Origin of the sequence: Salmonella sp. A29-2, assembly GCF_020150755.1 — a bacterium.
Taxonomy (GTDB): Bacteria; Pseudomonadota; Gammaproteobacteria; order Enterobacterales; family Enterobacteriaceae; genus Salmonella; species Salmonella enterica.
Map to the genome: position 1 here is coordinate 2041447 of NZ_CP083731.1, position 15551 is coordinate 2056997.

At 44.0% G+C, this 15551-nt stretch carries 18 protein-coding genes and 3 pseudogenes; 8 read left to right on the forward strand and 13 right to left on the reverse strand.

Annotated features, from left to right (window positions below; translation table 11 throughout):
- Window positions 1–38: 38 nt before the first annotated feature.
- Together K8W53_RS09955 and K8W53_RS09960 are read right to left on the reverse strand one after the other, a co-directional pair.
- Window positions 39–179 (reverse strand): hypothetical protein, encoded by a 141-nt coding sequence (locus tag K8W53_RS09955; RefSeq protein WP_031607419.1) that lies wholly within the window; start codon window positions 177–179, stop codon window positions 39–41.
- Between the two features lie 165 nt (window positions 180–344).
- Window positions 345–613, reverse strand: a pseudogene (locus K8W53_RS09960) (hypothetical protein).
- A 39-nt stretch (window positions 614–652) separates the two neighbouring features.
- Between K8W53_RS09960 and K8W53_RS09965 the strand changes: the two are divergent.
- Both K8W53_RS09965 and K8W53_RS09970 read left to right on the forward strand, forming a co-directional pair.
- Window positions 653–853 (forward strand): hypothetical protein, encoded by a 201-nt coding sequence (locus K8W53_RS09965; protein WP_023223931.1) that lies wholly within the window; start codon window positions 653–655, stop codon window positions 851–853.
- A gap of 128 nt (window positions 854–981) precedes the next feature.
- On the forward strand, window positions 982–1401 hold the full coding sequence (locus K8W53_RS09970) for a GNAT family N-acetyltransferase (protein ID WP_023205587.1): 420 nt from the start codon (window positions 982–984) through the stop codon (window positions 1399–1401).
- Between the two features lie 234 nt (window positions 1402–1635).
- Here K8W53_RS09970 and K8W53_RS09975 read toward each other — a convergent pair.
- Both K8W53_RS09975 and K8W53_RS09980 read right to left on the reverse strand, forming a co-directional pair.
- Window positions 1636–2726: pseudogene (locus K8W53_RS09975) on the reverse strand (lipopolysaccharide N-acetylglucosaminyltransferase).
- A gap of 680 nt (window positions 2727–3406) precedes the next feature.
- Window positions 3407–4145 (reverse strand): annotated as a pseudogene (locus K8W53_RS09980) (tyrosine-type recombinase/integrase); the annotation flags it as partial.
- A gap of 269 nt (window positions 4146–4414) precedes the next feature.
- Between K8W53_RS09980 and K8W53_RS09985 the strand changes: the two are divergent.
- Window positions 4415–5592, forward strand: a protein-coding gene (locus K8W53_RS09985) for an IS3-like element ISVch4 family transposase (RefSeq protein WP_086010879.1) whose coding sequence is annotated in 2 segments (ribosomal slippage) — window positions 4415–4673 and window positions 4673–5592 — 1179 coding nt in all. Because the reading frame shifts where the segments join, the coding sequence is not laid out codon by codon here.
- On the opposite strand, the gene K8W53_RS09990 is transcribed toward K8W53_RS09985, so the two are convergent.
- From K8W53_RS09990 to K8W53_RS10005, 4 genes are all read right to left on the reverse strand, one after another.
- Window positions 5585–6622: an acyltransferase family protein gene (locus tag K8W53_RS09990; protein WP_223533965.1), complete on the reverse strand. Its 1038-nt coding sequence runs from the start codon at window positions 6620–6622 to the stop codon at window positions 5585–5587. The two genes, K8W53_RS09985 and K8W53_RS09990, sit on opposite strands and share 8 nt — an antisense overlap.
- A gap of 612 nt (window positions 6623–7234) precedes the next feature.
- A complete protein-coding gene (locus K8W53_RS09995) occupies window positions 7235–7438 on the reverse strand; it encodes a FimD/PapC N-terminal domain-containing protein (RefSeq protein ID WP_023223927.1) in 204 nt (67 codons plus the stop codon).
- A 183-nt stretch (window positions 7439–7621) separates the two neighbouring features.
- Entirely contained in the window at window positions 7622–7867 is a 246-nt protein-coding gene (locus K8W53_RS10000; RefSeq protein WP_001051755.1) for a hypothetical protein, read from the reverse strand.
- 90 nt (window positions 7868–7957) lie between these two features.
- A complete protein-coding gene (locus tag K8W53_RS10005; RefSeq protein WP_153218918.1) occupies window positions 7958–8158 on the reverse strand; it encodes a hypothetical protein in 201 nt (66 codons plus the stop codon).
- Window positions 8159–9064: 906 nt separating this feature from the next.
- On the opposite strand from K8W53_RS10005, the gene K8W53_RS10010 reads away from it, so the two are divergent.
- On the forward strand, window positions 9065–9238 hold the full coding sequence (locus K8W53_RS10010) for a CZB domain-containing protein (protein ID WP_079838199.1): 174 nt from the start codon (window positions 9065–9067) through the stop codon (window positions 9236–9238).
- Between the two features lie 255 nt (window positions 9239–9493).
- On the opposite strand, the gene K8W53_RS10015 is transcribed toward K8W53_RS10010, so the two are convergent.
- Window positions 9494–9970, reverse strand: coding sequence for a hypothetical protein (locus K8W53_RS10015; RefSeq protein ID WP_023223926.1), 477 nt, complete (start codon window positions 9968–9970; stop codon window positions 9494–9496).
- A 328-nt stretch (window positions 9971–10298) separates the two neighbouring features.
- Complete coding sequence (locus tag K8W53_RS10020; RefSeq protein ID WP_000422887.1) at window positions 10299–10694, reverse strand: DUF1398 domain-containing protein; 396 nt, start codon at window positions 10692–10694, stop codon at window positions 10299–10301.
- Between the two features lie 681 nt (window positions 10695–11375).
- Here K8W53_RS10020 and sopE2 point away from each other — a divergent pair.
- The 4 genes from sopE2 (at window position 11376) to pphA (ending at window position 13421) form a co-directional block, all read left to right on the forward strand.
- A complete protein-coding gene (sopE2, locus tag K8W53_RS10025; protein WP_017441965.1) occupies window positions 11376–12098 on the forward strand; it encodes an SPI-1 type III secretion system guanine nucleotide exchange factor SopE2 in 723 nt (240 codons plus the stop codon).
- Window positions 12099–12382: 284 nt separating this feature from the next.
- Complete coding sequence (locus K8W53_RS10030) at window positions 12383–12547, forward strand: hypothetical protein (RefSeq protein ID WP_017441966.1); 165 nt, start codon at window positions 12383–12385, stop codon at window positions 12545–12547.
- Window positions 12538–12753, forward strand: coding sequence for a hypothetical protein (locus K8W53_RS23910; protein ID WP_024137349.1), 216 nt, complete (start codon window positions 12538–12540; stop codon window positions 12751–12753). The genes K8W53_RS10030 and K8W53_RS23910 overlap by 10 nt, the downstream gene beginning before the upstream one ends.
- A 17-nt stretch (window positions 12754–12770) precedes the next feature.
- The gene (gene pphA / locus K8W53_RS10035) at window positions 12771–13421 is read left to right on the forward strand and encodes a protein-serine/threonine phosphatase (protein ID WP_017441967.1); all 651 of its coding nucleotides are present in this window, start codon (window positions 12771–12773) and stop codon (window positions 13419–13421) included.
- Window positions 13422–13439: 18 nt separating this feature from the next.
- Here pphA and K8W53_RS10040 read toward each other — a convergent pair whose 3' ends face one another.
- The 3 genes from K8W53_RS10040 to rsmF all read right to left on the reverse strand — a co-directional run bounded on the left by K8W53_RS10040 (window position 13440) and on the right by rsmF (window position 15535).
- Window positions 13440–13631 carry a YebW family protein gene (locus K8W53_RS10040; protein ID WP_000457838.1) on the reverse strand — a complete coding sequence of 64 codons (192 nt, stop codon included), beginning with the start codon at window positions 13629–13631 and terminating at the stop codon, window positions 13440–13442.
- A 110-nt stretch (window positions 13632–13741) separates the two neighbouring features.
- On the reverse strand, window positions 13742–13978 hold the full coding sequence (locus K8W53_RS10045) for a YebV family protein (protein ID WP_024131108.1): 237 nt from the start codon (window positions 13976–13978) through the stop codon (window positions 13742–13744).
- 117 nt (window positions 13979–14095) lie between these two features.
- A complete protein-coding gene (rsmF, locus tag K8W53_RS10050) occupies window positions 14096–15535 on the reverse strand; it encodes a 16S rRNA (cytosine(1407)-C(5))-methyltransferase RsmF (protein ID WP_023223925.1) in 1440 nt (479 codons plus the stop codon).
- Between the last annotated feature and the right edge of the window lie 16 nt (window positions 15536–15551).

Below are 15551 nucleotides of genomic sequence, written 5' to 3' on the forward strand. Positions count from 1 at the left end.
GTCGTGGGGTTCTTTCTTCTGCACCGGGTGGGCGCATTTCATAACTGCAGGACCATCTGCTGAATACTGTATAGCTCTGTATATCGCATGTTGTTGAGGTCAGTGTGCAATTCCTCGGTACTGGCTTGTTCTGTATAGGTCCGGAGATTTCTGGGTAGTGTCCTTTTGGGCCTGAACATATGTGTTTGATTGAAAATGGCATCGTGTTTTATCCTTTACGCTGTGAAATGTTGTTTTGTGCTCTTCTGTTGTGATTGGTGATGTGACGGGATCGTCCATGCACCCTTCCTTTTATTGACGGCGTATCAGTCCATTGATGCCATGCTTGCTTAATTTGTCCAGCATCAGCAAGCCGTCGTTTTCTTTCTGCTGCAATTCAAGCAACTTAAAGCGTATTTCGTTAAGTAAAGGTTTAATAACTCCGCGCTTGCGAACCACTTTTTTGATAACGTCTTTTCGAAGTATAAACGGCAGAAGTGATTTTCATAATTCGCCTACACTTTTCACCCAGCGCTGGCAAATTTTCAACGCTGAAAGGCTGGGGAGAAGGGCGTCCAGTTGCTGAACGGAGAGCGTACCAAACGCCCTGATTCCACGCGTTATCAAACTTCATGCCGTGGTTATCATCCAGACAAGGCGCTTGAGGTTGTTCATGTCTTTTGGGGAAAAGGTTCGGTGGTGGGTACTGGATATCCTGGATCGGGAAGTGGGTTCCACCGGTGCCAAATACAGGGTGCTGGTAAACCGGGTGGATACCTCAAATCCTGACAGGCCAGAGCATCAGCCTGATAAAATCGTATTACTGATTTCTAACCAGTGGCGCATTAATTGTACCAGCTCAGACTCCAACTGACGGTCTGCTTTAAGCGAGTAGCGGACGTGGCCTGCCCCCAGGAGTAAAAATAAACTTTCTATTGATACATTTAATTAACTTATTTATAACGTTATATTCCAAATGCAAACTTGTTCAATTGGATATGTATGGACATTCAAATTACACATCAAGTTACTGAATTTGATAAAGAAGAACTATTAGCCGGATTAAGAAGCTACAATGCTCAGTTCGTCGATTTTAGTAAAAATGGGCAGCTTGGGGTCTACTGCAGAAACGAAAGCGGCGAAATGGTAGGCGGATTAATTGCTGACAGAAAAGGTCCGTGGCTCTGCATCGACTATCTTTGGGTAAGTGAATCTGCAAGGAGCTGCGGTCTGGGGAGCAAACTTATGGAGATGGCCGAAAAAGAAGGTTTGCGGAAAGGCTGTGTTCATGGACTTGTAGATACCTTTAGCTTCCAGGCTCTCCCTTTTTATGAAAAACAGGGTTATATACTTCAAATGTCGCTACCGGACTTTCCTAAAGTAGGTTCGCAAAGGCATTATTTAATTAAGCCTGATTTATAGCTTTGCTGCATTTGAATACCCATAGCTTTATGAAAGCTGCAATCTGGTGGCTTTATAATATATCGTACTGGTGGCCTGTACACACTATGATCAGCGTCCGCTTCTGGCACAGGGCGGACAGTCAGATTAGGTTTGGCGTGTGCCATAGATATGTCAGCTCACATTTGAGCTAATGCGCATTAATTATCTAAACCAGTTATTAACCACTTCCTCAAACCGCTGGGTTACTTTTTCTCACGGGAATTTCTCTTCCACACAACGTTGTCCATGTAAGGCAATATTGTTTAAATCAGGGGATGCCAGCGCTTTATTAATGTCCCTGGCAATGGTCTCCGGGGTCATTGGCTCCTGCAAATGGAAGCCGGTATCCCCCTCTTTTACGAGCTCAGTCATCCCGCCGCGTGTACTGACCAGTACAGGCTTTCCTGCCCCATTGCTTCAATTGCAACCATGCAGAACGGTTCCTGGAATTGAAAGGGAATAACAACCAGAACTGCTAACGAATAGTAATTGTATATCTCTTCAGGCGTTACACCTTCAACCATATGACAGTGTGGTTTTAGCCGTTCTGCTAATTCCCGCACCTCACGCTGATAGGTTGCTTTTTCACCTTTACTTTTACTCATATAGTTATCAACGACAACTAACTCTATATCGTTGCATTCCTTGAGGAGTTGTTCGAACGCCTGTAAAAGCAAAGTCACTCCCTTATCCGGTGATATACGGCCTGCAAAGAAAATCGTTTTTTCTCCGGAGTTATTCCCAGGTCAGACTTTTGCAGTGGTACAGCGTTTTTCTGATAGGCCTCCAGGTCAATACCATTAGGGACGATAGCGATATCAGCATCCGGCAGGTACGCCTGATAATGCTTCTTCAAAAACATGCTGGGGACGATCGTTTTAACGTTTTGATCTAACCCATCAGGTTCGAAAGCATTATGCATATGCATAACCATTTTTGCCTTTGGGGCTCTTTTGCGGATCTGGCGGTACAGCTTTATGCTGTTATGAACGATGATTACACTATCATCGGTAACGTTAAAGTCTTTTGCAATATTCAGAATGCGCTGTGAGTAGGGGAGCGGGTCAAGGCGAGTCCACTTCTGAAAGAGGCGCTTATAGAGTCTGCTGAAACCTATGCGATGAACAGAACAATGGTCATTTACCTTTAAAAAATCGCTATAACCTTCATTCTTAATACAAGCGATTCTGTTTGGTAGTTTTTGTTCGCCGTGCAACTTGGTACATCCATATCTCTACTGCGGCTGCACCACGCGGTGGTATGGAGAAAATTGGTGTAACCGTAAGTACTAATTTATCGATCATTGTAACTCCGTAAATCTTGTTGAGTTTTTACTCAACGAGGCGACTGCGCCTGACACTTCGCATTAACATTGCAGATAATTCTTATTTCATACGTAACAGATAAAAAACATGAACCAACTCACAACTTCGTTAGCTATTAATATTCTTGCTATGTATTTATTGGGGTATGCGAACCTTTCGACTTTTACACTGATGATGGCCGCAGCGATGTGCTCAATGAACTAGCTGGTTTGCAGTACCTCACTACTTGGCGGTAGGATGACGGTGGTTAGTTCGAAGAAGTTGCGGAAAACTCAATAGAATACAAGCAATAAAGTGGATTCTTGCAGTGTCCCGGTATAATGATAGCTGCCTGAATCATTGGTATATTTAACAGCAGACCCTCGCTTTTTCGCTTAAAATCTGTTTTTTGTCACAAGCGGCAAGTGTTTAACATTTTCTCAGATTATAGATTAGCGTGCTAGCTAAAGATGTCGAGTGTGGGATGTGACATCTACTATATGAATTTAAAGTGAATTTTTATTTTTAGCAAGAACAGGAATCGAATTCGGTCTCTTTTTATTTCTATTGTAAATCAATTGTTTATGTGTTTCCCCTCGAAATTTCCTCAAATTTCTGTATTCCGGTCTTTTTGGTTAGATCACATCCAAATCCGAGTTAACATTTCTTTTACAGTAAAATCAGAGCATCACGTAAGCTTTATTATTGCGTTCATCGAGATAGGGTTTCGTGGTGTTCTCTGAGGTGTGGGCCAGGAGTTTTTGAGCGAATTCCTCGCCGCATTCGTCTTTGTACAGCCGACCAGCCAGGCTACGGATCTCGTGAAATGTCGGTGGGTTATCACTGAATTTAACACTTGAAATTTTTCTGGCTTTTACAAATTTCTTTGTGAGCCCATCCGGGTGAATATTCCCGGTCGGGCTATTTTTCCTGATTCCTGCACTGATCATGAAATCGGTTCTGCTTACCAGCCGGCAGCGATCGATAACCGTTCCCGGACGTAACCCTGGCACCTCAAGGGTCAGGGATAGGGGAATAGCTATTTTCATTCCGGTTTTAATCTGAGTTACGTGTAAGCGGTTGTCAAAAACATCATTAAATTTCATGTTTACGATATCCTCCCTACGTTGACCTGTAACGAGTGCTAAATCCATCGCGAGAGGGAACCATGAGGGCATATGCTCGTGTAGCATTATAAACCTCTATTCGCAAGCGCTCCCTTGCAACTTCAATTTTTGGTACCTTGGCTTTTTCAACCGGATTCAGTGTTATTCTTCCTTCTACAACAGCTTCACAAAACATGTCAGATAGTACAGACCTCGTCGCCCCCGCCATCGTGTTTTTACCTTCCGCGATCCATAGCTCAAGAAATTCTGCAACATGACGCGTGCTTACTTCTGCCAGAATCATTTCTCCTAATCCGGGCAGTCCGTTTACGGGCCGTAAGTAACGAAGCTTAATGTAAATGTTAGATCGTATGCGCCTGTTAGGGGCTGTGGGTAAGATAGCCTTACAGACGCATCTGAAAAACCTCCGGCTATGCCGGAGAATATTTATTTACAAAAATCTTACTTCTTATCTTCCTTACTAAGGATACAAGAACTAATGGGAAAATCTGTAGTGGCATAGTGAATTTGGTCACTTAGTTAGAGGTGATATCATCACCTCATAAGTTAACAGGTGACATTATGACAAAACGTACAAGACGACTATTTAGCGCAGAATTTAAGTTAGAAGCAGCGCAGCTAGTCTTAGACCAAAATTACTCAGTGACGGAAGCAGCCCAAGCCATGAATGTGGGCAAGTCCACGATGGATAAATGGGTTCGCCAGCTTAGAGAAGAACGCCAAGGGAAAACACCTAAAGCTTCACCTATGACCCCTGAGCAAATAGAAATTCGGGAATTGAAAAAGAAGCTGGCTCGCCTTGAAGAGCATAATGAAATACTAAAAAAAGCCACGGCTCTCTTGATGTCGGACTCACTGAACAATTCTTGATAATCAAGAAACTCAAGCAGAGCCACAGCGTAAAAATATTATGCGAAGTCTTCAATGTTCATCGAAGTAGTTATCACTATTGGCTTAAACGCCCAGCGTTAATTAATGCGGAAACAATAAAACTGCGCAGCTTGATTAGCGAGGCTCACGCCGCAAGCAATGGCTCTGCGGGAGCGAGAACCATTGCAGATATAGTCACAAATCAGGGTGTAAAGCTGAGCCGATACCGAGCAACAAAGCTAATGAGAACTCTTGGTTTAGTAAGCTGCCAAGAACCAAAGCATCGTTACAGAAAGGCTTCACAAGAACATATTGACGTTCCAAATCACTTAAGTCGTCAATTTGCTGTTACGGCTCCAAATGAAGTTTGGGCTGGCGATGTTACGTATATTTGGACAGGTAATCGGTGGATGTATTTAGCGGTCGTTATCGATCTTTTTGCCCGCAAAGTGATTGGTTGGTCAATGTCTTTGTCGCCTGATAGTCGGTTGACAGGTAAAGCGCTGTCTATGGCCTATGAATCTCGCGGAAAGCCAAAAGGTGTCATGTTCCATAGCGATCAAGGCAGTCATTATACTAGCCGTAAATACCGTCAATTACTGTGGCGCTTTCAAATAAAACAGAGTTTATCTCGCCGAGGAAACTGTTGGGATAATGCGCCGATAGAGCGCTTCTTTAGAAGTCTGAAGACGGAATGGGTGCCAACTGTGGGTTATCGTAGCTTCGCTGAGGCTCAACAAGAGATCACCCGCTACATTATCGGATATTACTGCCAACTCAGGCCACATCAGTATAACGGTGGTCTAACTCCCAATGAATCAGAACGATTATATTGGGAAAACTCTAAAACCGTGGCCAATTTTAGTTGACCACTACAACTATACCGAATGAAAGATATGTTATTGTTTCAATGATTGACCCATTAGATGGGCCGTCAATGCGATGAAGATCATCAATTTGCTTGAGCCCTACAATGGTTAATAGAAGAGTTGCTATCTTGAAAAAGAAGAAGTGCATAGCGAGGATGTGTACTGTATTCTCGCCTATTGTTGTGAAAAATCTAACGAGTATGTTAGATTTTATGTGGTAAGAAATACCAATTACGAGAGAAATGCTAATAAGCGATAAAAAGATAAAGCAATACGGATCAATGCTTCCGTATAAATACATAGTTGGCCGTATTACAATGTAACTAAGGACTATGACGATTAGCGCTGGCAGCATAGCATTTATGCTGCTCAAGGATTTGAATCCAAATTTTTTAAATACATAGCCTATGTAGAAAAACGGCAAATAGACGAAGTATTGTGCGTTTGGAATATGAGTGTTTATGTAGGGATTATTAGCAATTGCATTACTTTTTACAATCCACCAACCAATGAAGAATAAAATTAAAACTGAAGATCCAATTAGCAGTTTATTTTCTTTAACCACTCTATTTAGCCAATAAAAAACAAACTGCATTAAAATCAATACTGGTATGAACCACATTGCACCTGCCAGTGCTTCAGATGGTATTGTTATAGACCGTATAAATGCTGTGACATAATCAGCAGGTGAGTAATAAATGTAATTTGTAGGTTGTAACCCAAACTCAGTAAGTAAATTATGCGCCGATATGATTATCGCAGAATAAATAAGGTACTGACAAATAAGCTTTGATCTGCTTTTTAAAAATTTACTAAATCTGTCAGCATACTTGTCGTAATGAAAGAAATAACCCGATAGCAGAAAAAATCCGGCAACTTGATAGTAATAGAATACCTCCCCAAATGGGAAATTTGCAATGTGTCCAGCAACAACAGACAGCATCATAATTCCCTTGGCTATATCAAGACTTCTGTCTCTGTTGCTTCTTACAGATGGAGTTTGCAATAATTCTGGCGTTAGATTGTGCATGTCGTACAAAAAGTGAATTAATCAGTGCGAGAAATTTAACATATTACACTGGAAAAGAAAAACAACTTACCACTTGTGAGCAAAACCATCGCGCCAGAAAATTTACAAACATAAAAACCGTCTCTGCATTACAAACTTAGGAACGAGGGGGCTAAGGAGAACCCAGCATATGCAAGCGACAGCCAGAGATTCAAAATTGACGGGATCTGCAGGGTCAATTGCAGTACATGCTTGGCTGAGACTATGAATGGCTATGCCATTTTCCAGCCAGATCTTTCGCGTGCAGCTTCAGATGCCAATACCAGTGGAATGTAGACCACAGGTTCGTCATCAGGTTATAGCTCAGCAGGGCGGCTGTGACACCATCACTCCAGCGGGCCGGGGTACTCAAGCCAGATTCTGGTATTCTATCCAGACTTGGGGCAGAGTGACTAACAGAGATTGGTTATCCGGGCTGTATGTTACTTTACCATGCGTAGTGTTCAGTTTCAGACACTGCCGGACGGGCCCGAGTAGTCGGCGGTTCTCCTCTTTTAACCCGAGCATGTCTGCCAGTGCAGAGATGATGCAGAACCGTGAGTGCTCGTCGCTAATCTCCACCACACTGACTTTTTATTGATTGTGAATGAGTCTGTCATTCACGTAAATATCAAGCAGGTAATTCCCTGGCGCAATATAGCCATCCCGGCTGAAGGCGGAGAAATCCACACTGAGGTGGTCACTGTTTTTAAGAGAATCGGCGCTGAACTCCGTCGTCTCTACTGGCAACGACAGTATATTCAGAGTAATTAGCAGTGTAGGCCGATTCAGTTTCATGGTATAAGCCGCTATCCGTGTTGCCTGAATAAATGAAAATCCGCCGCTGCTGATTTAAACCGTTCCGTGAAATAACAGCGCATCACTGAAGAAATAAACAATTCTGGCGTCCGGACATACCAGATAAATGGACAGCGAAACTGTTTATTAATATCTGAAATAAATATCGGCTTGTGGGCCGTATCAGAAGTGTTTCTGATTATAGATGACTGTGGTGCCGACAGTGCCTTGGGAGATTGATCCTCCAGCGGTTATCATACGTGCAAAGAAATTCAGCTTATTAGTCGCCGAATAGGTATCCAGCGTAATATCACCTGCTGTAGGTGCCTTGCTCAGGTCCACAGGATTAACGCCATCACCTGTCAGAAGCTGAATAGCCACATTGGTAACAGAATTGCTTGCAGTATTTGCTATTTCTCCTTTAGCCAAATGACCGTCCAGTGGGGGCAGAACACTCGGAAATGTCATGGCCACTGTTGAATAGTGGCGGCACCCGCGCCCGAAGTACTTCCGAGGCCCTCAAATAAATACCCGGTAAGATTGATAATAACTGAAACCGAACTCGAGGACTTGCCTGCTGCTGAGACCCTGGTCTACTTTGATGCTCTCGCTGTCCGGCACAATGCAGCCCGACGCATCAATGGCTGAGACACTAAGGTCATCCCCTCCCGCCAGCGTCAGTGGTGGTAATAGCGCCAGCAGTAAAAGTCGACGCGCCATATATCATACCGACAGTCGCTAGGGTAAGCATTATTTTATTACGCATAGATAATGTCATTTGAGCGAATGAGAATTATTGATCACAGGCTGAAGATAGGTCTGAAAATATTAATGAGAGACGTTCATGTAAAGCGGGTATCAATAATAAAAGCCACACCACCAAAGTGTCTGGCCCCCTCCCAGGACGCCGACATTTAATATAATTCATTGATAATAATAGTGAACTTGAATCAAAATAACAAAAAATAGATCGATACGATAAACGTTTATGATTGTGATTTAAGAGTAATCATGAAAGAAGCACTTTTAAAAAACTAACATGTCGAATGTCTTGTTTGTAAGTGTTTACCATGATTGTGAAATATTTTATAATATTATTGATGAAATGTGTCTTTTATTTTGCGGGAGAGCTCAATATCATGAATGATAATTTCAAGTCTGTGTTCAGACCGAAACGAAAACAGGATTAAATACTGCTACAAAATCAAATGTAAGGTTATTAATTCTAATGTTTTAAACTGTCCTGGCTCAAATGCAATAAAGATTCATCGGTGAAGCGGCATATTTCTTTAATTGTGATGGTCATCACGATAGTCGCCATGTACTTCGCAGTACTGAACATAGTATGAAACTACTACAGCTAACACTGTCTACTGGAGTAGTCTGGCTATCAGTCGTGTTGAGCACTGAAATGTTAAAGATACAACATATGCCGACTCTGGAAGTATTCCTTTGTCTCCGGTTAGACGAAAATTGTTATTGCAGCAGTTGAGAGAATTTCATATCACGGTCTCTTCAATTGCCGAAAGGATTTATATCTTTTTAGCCAAACAGCGTTATGCTGCTGAAATACTCGACTTGTAGGTTATCACAATAAAGCATTTTTTATGGCGCGAGCAAGTATTTATGGCGATTATTCTTGGTGGAGATGATAGCGCGTCACTGAAATTGATGAGTGCTGGAAAGTGTGTGCTGGGACTGTGGTATCATGGGCAAGGTAAAAGAGCGTACTTACATTTACCGGTATTCCATTCGCTTGGAGAAATACATTCTCTCTACCATGAAATGATAAAAAAATAATTGCTAAGGGGAGGGCTGGGATGGCGTTTAACTAATTGCCCTTCGCCCCTGGCACGGCTAGAGGTACTCAGACAGCCGCTTGTAGGCGGCATGGTACGGATACAAAAACATATAGCGCTGTTATATAAACTGTAAACTGGGCTGTGCGTATAATACGAATCTTTCACTCAGAGAAACCTGCTGACAGCGTTAGTACTCCATTAATTAATTTTATACTAAATCTCTGTGGTATGGCACAGACGTTTAGAAGACAGGTCAATTGCGAGCTGCTGGCTGGGATTTCGTCGCGCCACTCAAAAATGCGCAGAGTTTTTCACCCGCCGTTAATGGCTCAATGGGCGTTTTCCTGAGGGCGGTCTCAGTCATGACGATGGCAGGACCAATAAGCATGGACCATACTTCGCTCGCGCCTTGCTCAAGCGATGTGAAGGCAAGGAACAGTGTTTTATCTGAAGGAAAGCGGTGCTGAGTATTAAAAAGTTTCAGCCAGGCGCGGGACTGCCGGTCGGCCTGTGCTGATCGCGTGCCGAAGCGGAGTACTCTTTTTAGTATGGCGATACCCACAATGCCTGGCCCCAGAATAAAGGGACTCCCGACGTTTATGGTGACGCCGACCCCGAGAAAAACGAGGGCGAATGACAGCACGTTATCTACTCTTCTGGTAAGAGTACTGTATAGCTTTTCCAGAGAGTACCGGTAAAGAATTTGATAACTGATTTCATCCTTGCTCATACATCTCCAGATGGTTTTTCGATTACGCTCCGGTATGTTCCCGGAATCCTGACAGATTCTGCAATTATGCCACACTTCCTGGAGGGTATTAATTAGATAGAATATAAATAGCAGGCAAATATTTTGAGCTTTTAGTCGATATCGCTTTGAATATCATTTCTCCTGCATCAGGAGATGCTGTTGTCGAGCATCGTGTCAAACGTTGCTGCGTCGGTCGGACTGCACAGGGTAACTCTCGCAGTCAGACTCTCATTATGGTCTCTAAATGGATAACCCGCAGTCGCAACACGCCGGATGTCACGACTGACGCTATTATTACCCTGGCTTGTTAAAGCGGCATGACCACATTTTCTATATATAATAATTGGTTGTCTTTCGACCAGTATTGTCGAGTTTTTTGGTTTAATTCCACAATCCATTTAAAAACGCCTGCTGTTGCCAGATCGGTACAGTATTTTTCATAGGAATGCTCCCCCGAAAAGTGTTTGGCTGAAGTCAATTTTATTAATTGCGTATTCGGTGTTGAATTGACTTTAATCAGCTTTCTATTGCTTTTAATAGAAATGAAGTGGCCTGCATGAGTGATAATTTTCACATTACCGGTAGCAACAAAATAGATGTAATAAGCGATATTATTATATTCCAGATCGATTAGAAATGCGTTGAAATTTGCATCCTTTCTGACGCGCTCGAAAAAGTGGTTAAGCATAAGCTGTAATTCCATTTGTTAACCTATTGTAAGTTATAATGTTATATGTTGTGTTAGAGTATTGTTACTTAAAAGCAGCCATACAAAGATGTTACCTAAAAGCAATAATAATCACCTGGTATCATATAGTTTACGTTATGATTGGAATAGTGTCGCAATTGTTACTGATTATTTCTCGTAGCGCGTTTTTTTGACCACTAATAGATGAGTCAATCCATTTTATTTGTAGTTTTTCTGAACGCCATGAAAAGTCATAATATATAAAAATCAGTTAATTAATTGATATTTAGATAAGGATTACAGTGGTGGAGAGGTTTGGCGTGGCGACTTTATAGGTTTTGAAAAAGCAGCTAACTCGCTGGCAGGATAACTGACAGTCAGCGTTTGAATGTGGGCAAAATCGTAACAACATCAGCATAAATAATAATATTCATGAATGTTTTGTGTGACGCAGCAGTTGAATTGAAGTGATGTTTTGCCTGTTCAGGATTGTCCCGATAAAAATGTTCCTCGATAAAAGTCGATCACCTTGTGCCGAAAAAAAAAGCTAAGTGACAGAAGAACAAAATTCATCAGGAAAATAAAATTTATATAGATCAATGAGTAAAAATGGTTGTGGAGAAGGTGGCTATTTTTTGAAAGCAAGAAATATAAATAAAGTGTAGCTATGCATAGTTATCTAAAAGGAGAACTACCGTGACTAATATAACCCTATCCACCCAGCACTACAGAATCCATAGAAGTGACGTTGAACCAGTAAAAGAAAAAACAACGGAGAAGGACATTTTTGCAAAAAGTATTACTGCCGTTAGAAATAGCTTTATCAGCCTGTCGACGAGTTTGTCAGATCGCTTTAGCCTGCATCTGCAAACAGACATACCGACTACCCATTTTCATCGTGGGAACGCCTCTGAGGGTAGGGCAGTATTAACCAGTAAAACTGTTAAAGATTTTATGCTGCAAAAGCTCAATAGCCTGGATATCAAAGGTAATGCGAGTAAAGATCCGGCCTATGCTCGTCAGACATGCGAAGCCATGTTATCAGCCGTGTACAGTAATAATAAAGATCACTGTTGTAAATTACTCATCAGTAAAGGGGTCAGTATTACCCCCTTCCTGAAAGAGATAGGAGAGGCTGCGCAGAATGCGGGGCTACCTGGGGAGATAAAAAACGGCGTATTTACTCCAGGTGGGGCAGGAGCGAATCCTTTTGTCGTCCCCCTCATTGCTGCAGCGAGCATTAAATATCCGCATATGTTTATAAATCATAATCAGCAGGTGTCTTTTAAAGCGTATGCTGAGAAAATCGTTATGAAAGAGGTTACGCCGCTGTTTAATAAGGGGACGATGCCGACGCCACAACAATTTCAGTTAACTATAGAAAATATTGCAAATAAGTATCTTCAGAATGCCTCCTGAAGATAGCAAACACAATACTGCTATTAACCATATGAATTAATAGCAGATTTTCTGAAACTGTATATTCATTTTTATGGCGACGCTTTTAACAAAACGTCGTCATTTTTATTTTAATATAAAAATCAAATGGATACCCTTAAAACTTAAAATAATTGTTATTACTCTAAATAACGGTATAACCAGACAGCTTTTTTTATAACGCTGCGTGTTGTTAAGTCTATGATACCCGCGCACGGATGATGTCTCGATAAGGATTAATGGTCTGTTAACTGTCAGGAGAGGTTATGCCGCCTTTAAAAAAAATTATGCTGCTCCTGTTTGTGGGGGGGATGGTCGCCACAGTAACAACACCTGCATTGGCGCTGGTTTGCCTTGCATCTCACTCAGCTAAAGAGTGTGCTGAAGCCTGTGGTGTCGATATGTGGTTTATGTTTTTGGCATGCTTTTAAGGAGGAAGAATATTGAAGGTGAACAGGCGATAGTGAGTAGCTCGCTGCGCCAGGGGATAACACTCCCCTGGCGCAGCCAGTTATATTTTATTGCGATAATAACAAAGTATTTACTCGCTACTGATGAAATTCGCTATTTACAACAGAGCACGTTTACTAAGCAAGAAAATCTGCACACGCTATCCTTTTATATCTGTCCTGGGTAATGAACGACAGGAAAAATATGATGCGGCCTGAAGAGGTTTATCAGCGAATAGAGGCAAAGAATTGGCGGCATGTCTGGGTGGTCGGCGATATCCACGGCTGTTTTTCAATGTTAATGAAAAAGTTACGTGAGTGTCGATTTGATCCGCAACAAGACTTGTTAGTTTCTGTGGGCGATCTCATTGATAGAGGCCCGGACAGCCTGGGTTGCCTGGCTTTACTGCGTGAGTCCTGGATGATGGCGGTTCGCGGCAATCATGAACAAATGGCGCTGGATGCGCGGGCCTCATCGCAGTCGACGCTGTGGTTGATGAATGGTGGCGACTGGTTTACCCGCCTGACGGCTGAACACGCTGCGCAAGCTGAAGCGCTTTTTATTCTTTGTCAGCGGCTGCCCTGGATACTGGAAGTTCGCTGCCGCCATAGCACGCATGTGATCGCTCATGCAGATTACCCCGCGTCAACCTATCAATGGCAAAAAAAGGTCGATTTACATCAGGTTCTCTGGAGCCGCGAACGGCTCATAAATAAGCGCGGCGGGATTAGCGGAGCCGATCATTTTTGGTTTGGCCATACGCCGTTGCGTCGGCGCATGGATTTTGCCAACGTACACTATATTGATACGGGCGCGGTATTTGGCGGGCAATTGACGTTAGCGCGGATACAATAGCGGTATCAGCGACCAGGGTTAAAAATCGCTATATTGCTGCGCAGGTCGCCAGAAGCCGTCGATAAAATCCTCTACCGGAAAACAGCCGCCATGGCGAATCCGTTGATCGTCCATCGAATAAAGACACTGCTGCTCGGTATCGTAGATGTCCACGACAATATCCTCGCATCCTCCATCCAGGTAACATACAAAAAGTACCAGCGCGAACATTACATCCTCAATGTTAACTACTTTACACGATAGTGTAGGAGAGGTTAGCGCAGGGGGGAAATGAGAAAAGGAAGAATAAATAACCCGCCTGGCGACGGGTTCTTTTTGAGTCAGGCAAGACGCATGACCCAGGCATCAGATTTAGGATCGTAATGAGTACGGAACAAAACGGAATGTTCCCCGTTGAGAATGGCGGGAACGCTGGTTTCGGCATCCCAGGCATCCAGTTGCATACATAAATCCGGATCGGATTTACAGGGGATAGTTAACGTTCGCTCCCCCGGCGATTCGCCATGTAATTCGGCATCGTCGATTTCAAAAGCGCCAATGCGCACACTGGTTTTCATCATCGTGCTCTCCGTTAATACGCTAATTGTGGTACGACCAGTTTAGCCGTCCATTTTTCAGCGTAGTCAACGTACGCAAAAGCGCCAGTCAAAAAGTGCGGTTTTTTTGTGCGCCTTTTAACTATTACCAGTAAAGAGTTTGCCATCCCGCACCAGTTCACGCGGGTAACTGTTCTTTATTCTTGAGCCGATACGTTTTGCCAGACCAAGCGGCTGACGCTGGAACGTCACCAGGACATCATCAGCGGCAGGGGGTGTTTGCGGATAAATATCCCGACCGCGATACCACTCCTCCGCCTCTTGCGCAGAAAGTTCGAACGCGTGAGCATGAGTCGGGCAGGCAAGGGCTATCGTCGCTTCATGTTGCCAGCGATAGCCTTTATTATGACTTTCGGCCAGCTTAATACCGAGCCGGGAAAAACGGACTTTTCCGATCAGTGATTCAATTTCTGCCGGGAACAGCCAGACCTCTTTTTCACGCTGCCAAAGATGGAGATTTTCATCCCATAGCAGTCCGACGGCGTTGGCCGCCTGGGTAACGTGTAATGCTTCGCGGCCTTTGAGGGGGGTAAAAGGAAACGCCCCCACTTTATACCCCGGCGCGGGCATGGCTGGAAGGGATGACATTTTACGCAGACGTGCGACGAAGAATCCTTCGCAGTCGTAAATTTGCGGGAAGACGTGCAGGAAGCCTTCCGGGGTGAGGGCGCGGTCAGCGTCAGGAAACAGATCACCCAGCGGCAAAAATTCAACGGCGTCGGCGTAGGTCTCTTTCAGCCAGAGGCAGAGCTCTTCGTTTTCCTGGCGATTTAACGTGCAGGTGGAGTAGACCAGCGTGCCGCCGGGTCGTAAAGCATGAAAAGCGCTGTCGAGCAGTTCCCGCTGTGTCGCCGCGATATCCAGATTACTTTCTGGCGACCAGTTTTTTAGCGCATCAGGATCTTTACGTACTACGCCTTCGCCAGAGCAGGGCGCATCCAGCAGGATAGCGTCAAACATCTCCGGTAACGCAGCGCCAAATACGCGACCATCGAAATGCGTCAGTGCGGTATTGGCGATTCCACATCGGCTGATATTAGCGTGCAGAACTTTGACGCGGCTGGCCGAAAATTCGTTGGCCAGAATGGCGCCGCGGTTCCCCATGCGGGCAGCGATCTGCGTGGTTTTTGAGCCAGGCGCCGCTGCCATATCCATGACCCGCTGCGGATGATTATCATCGGCGAACAGGGCCGCGACCGGCAGCATCGAACTGGCCTCCTGAATGTAAAACAGGCCGCTTAAATGCTCAGCGGTACTGCCAAGCGGCAATGCCTCTTCATCATCGCGCTCGATCCAGAATCCTTCATGACACCACGGAATTGGCGTGAGCGACCAGCCGTAGGGCGCGATTAGGGCAAGGAAATCAGCCACGGAAATTTTAAGCGTATTGATGCGTATACTGCGGCGCAACGGGCGTTGGCAGGCCGAAATAAATTCATCAAAAGAGAGCGTGGAAGGCATTGCTTCACGCATTTGCGTCAGAAAAGCGTCAGGAAAATAGACAGCGTGTTGAGCCACAGGTGTATCGCCGGCA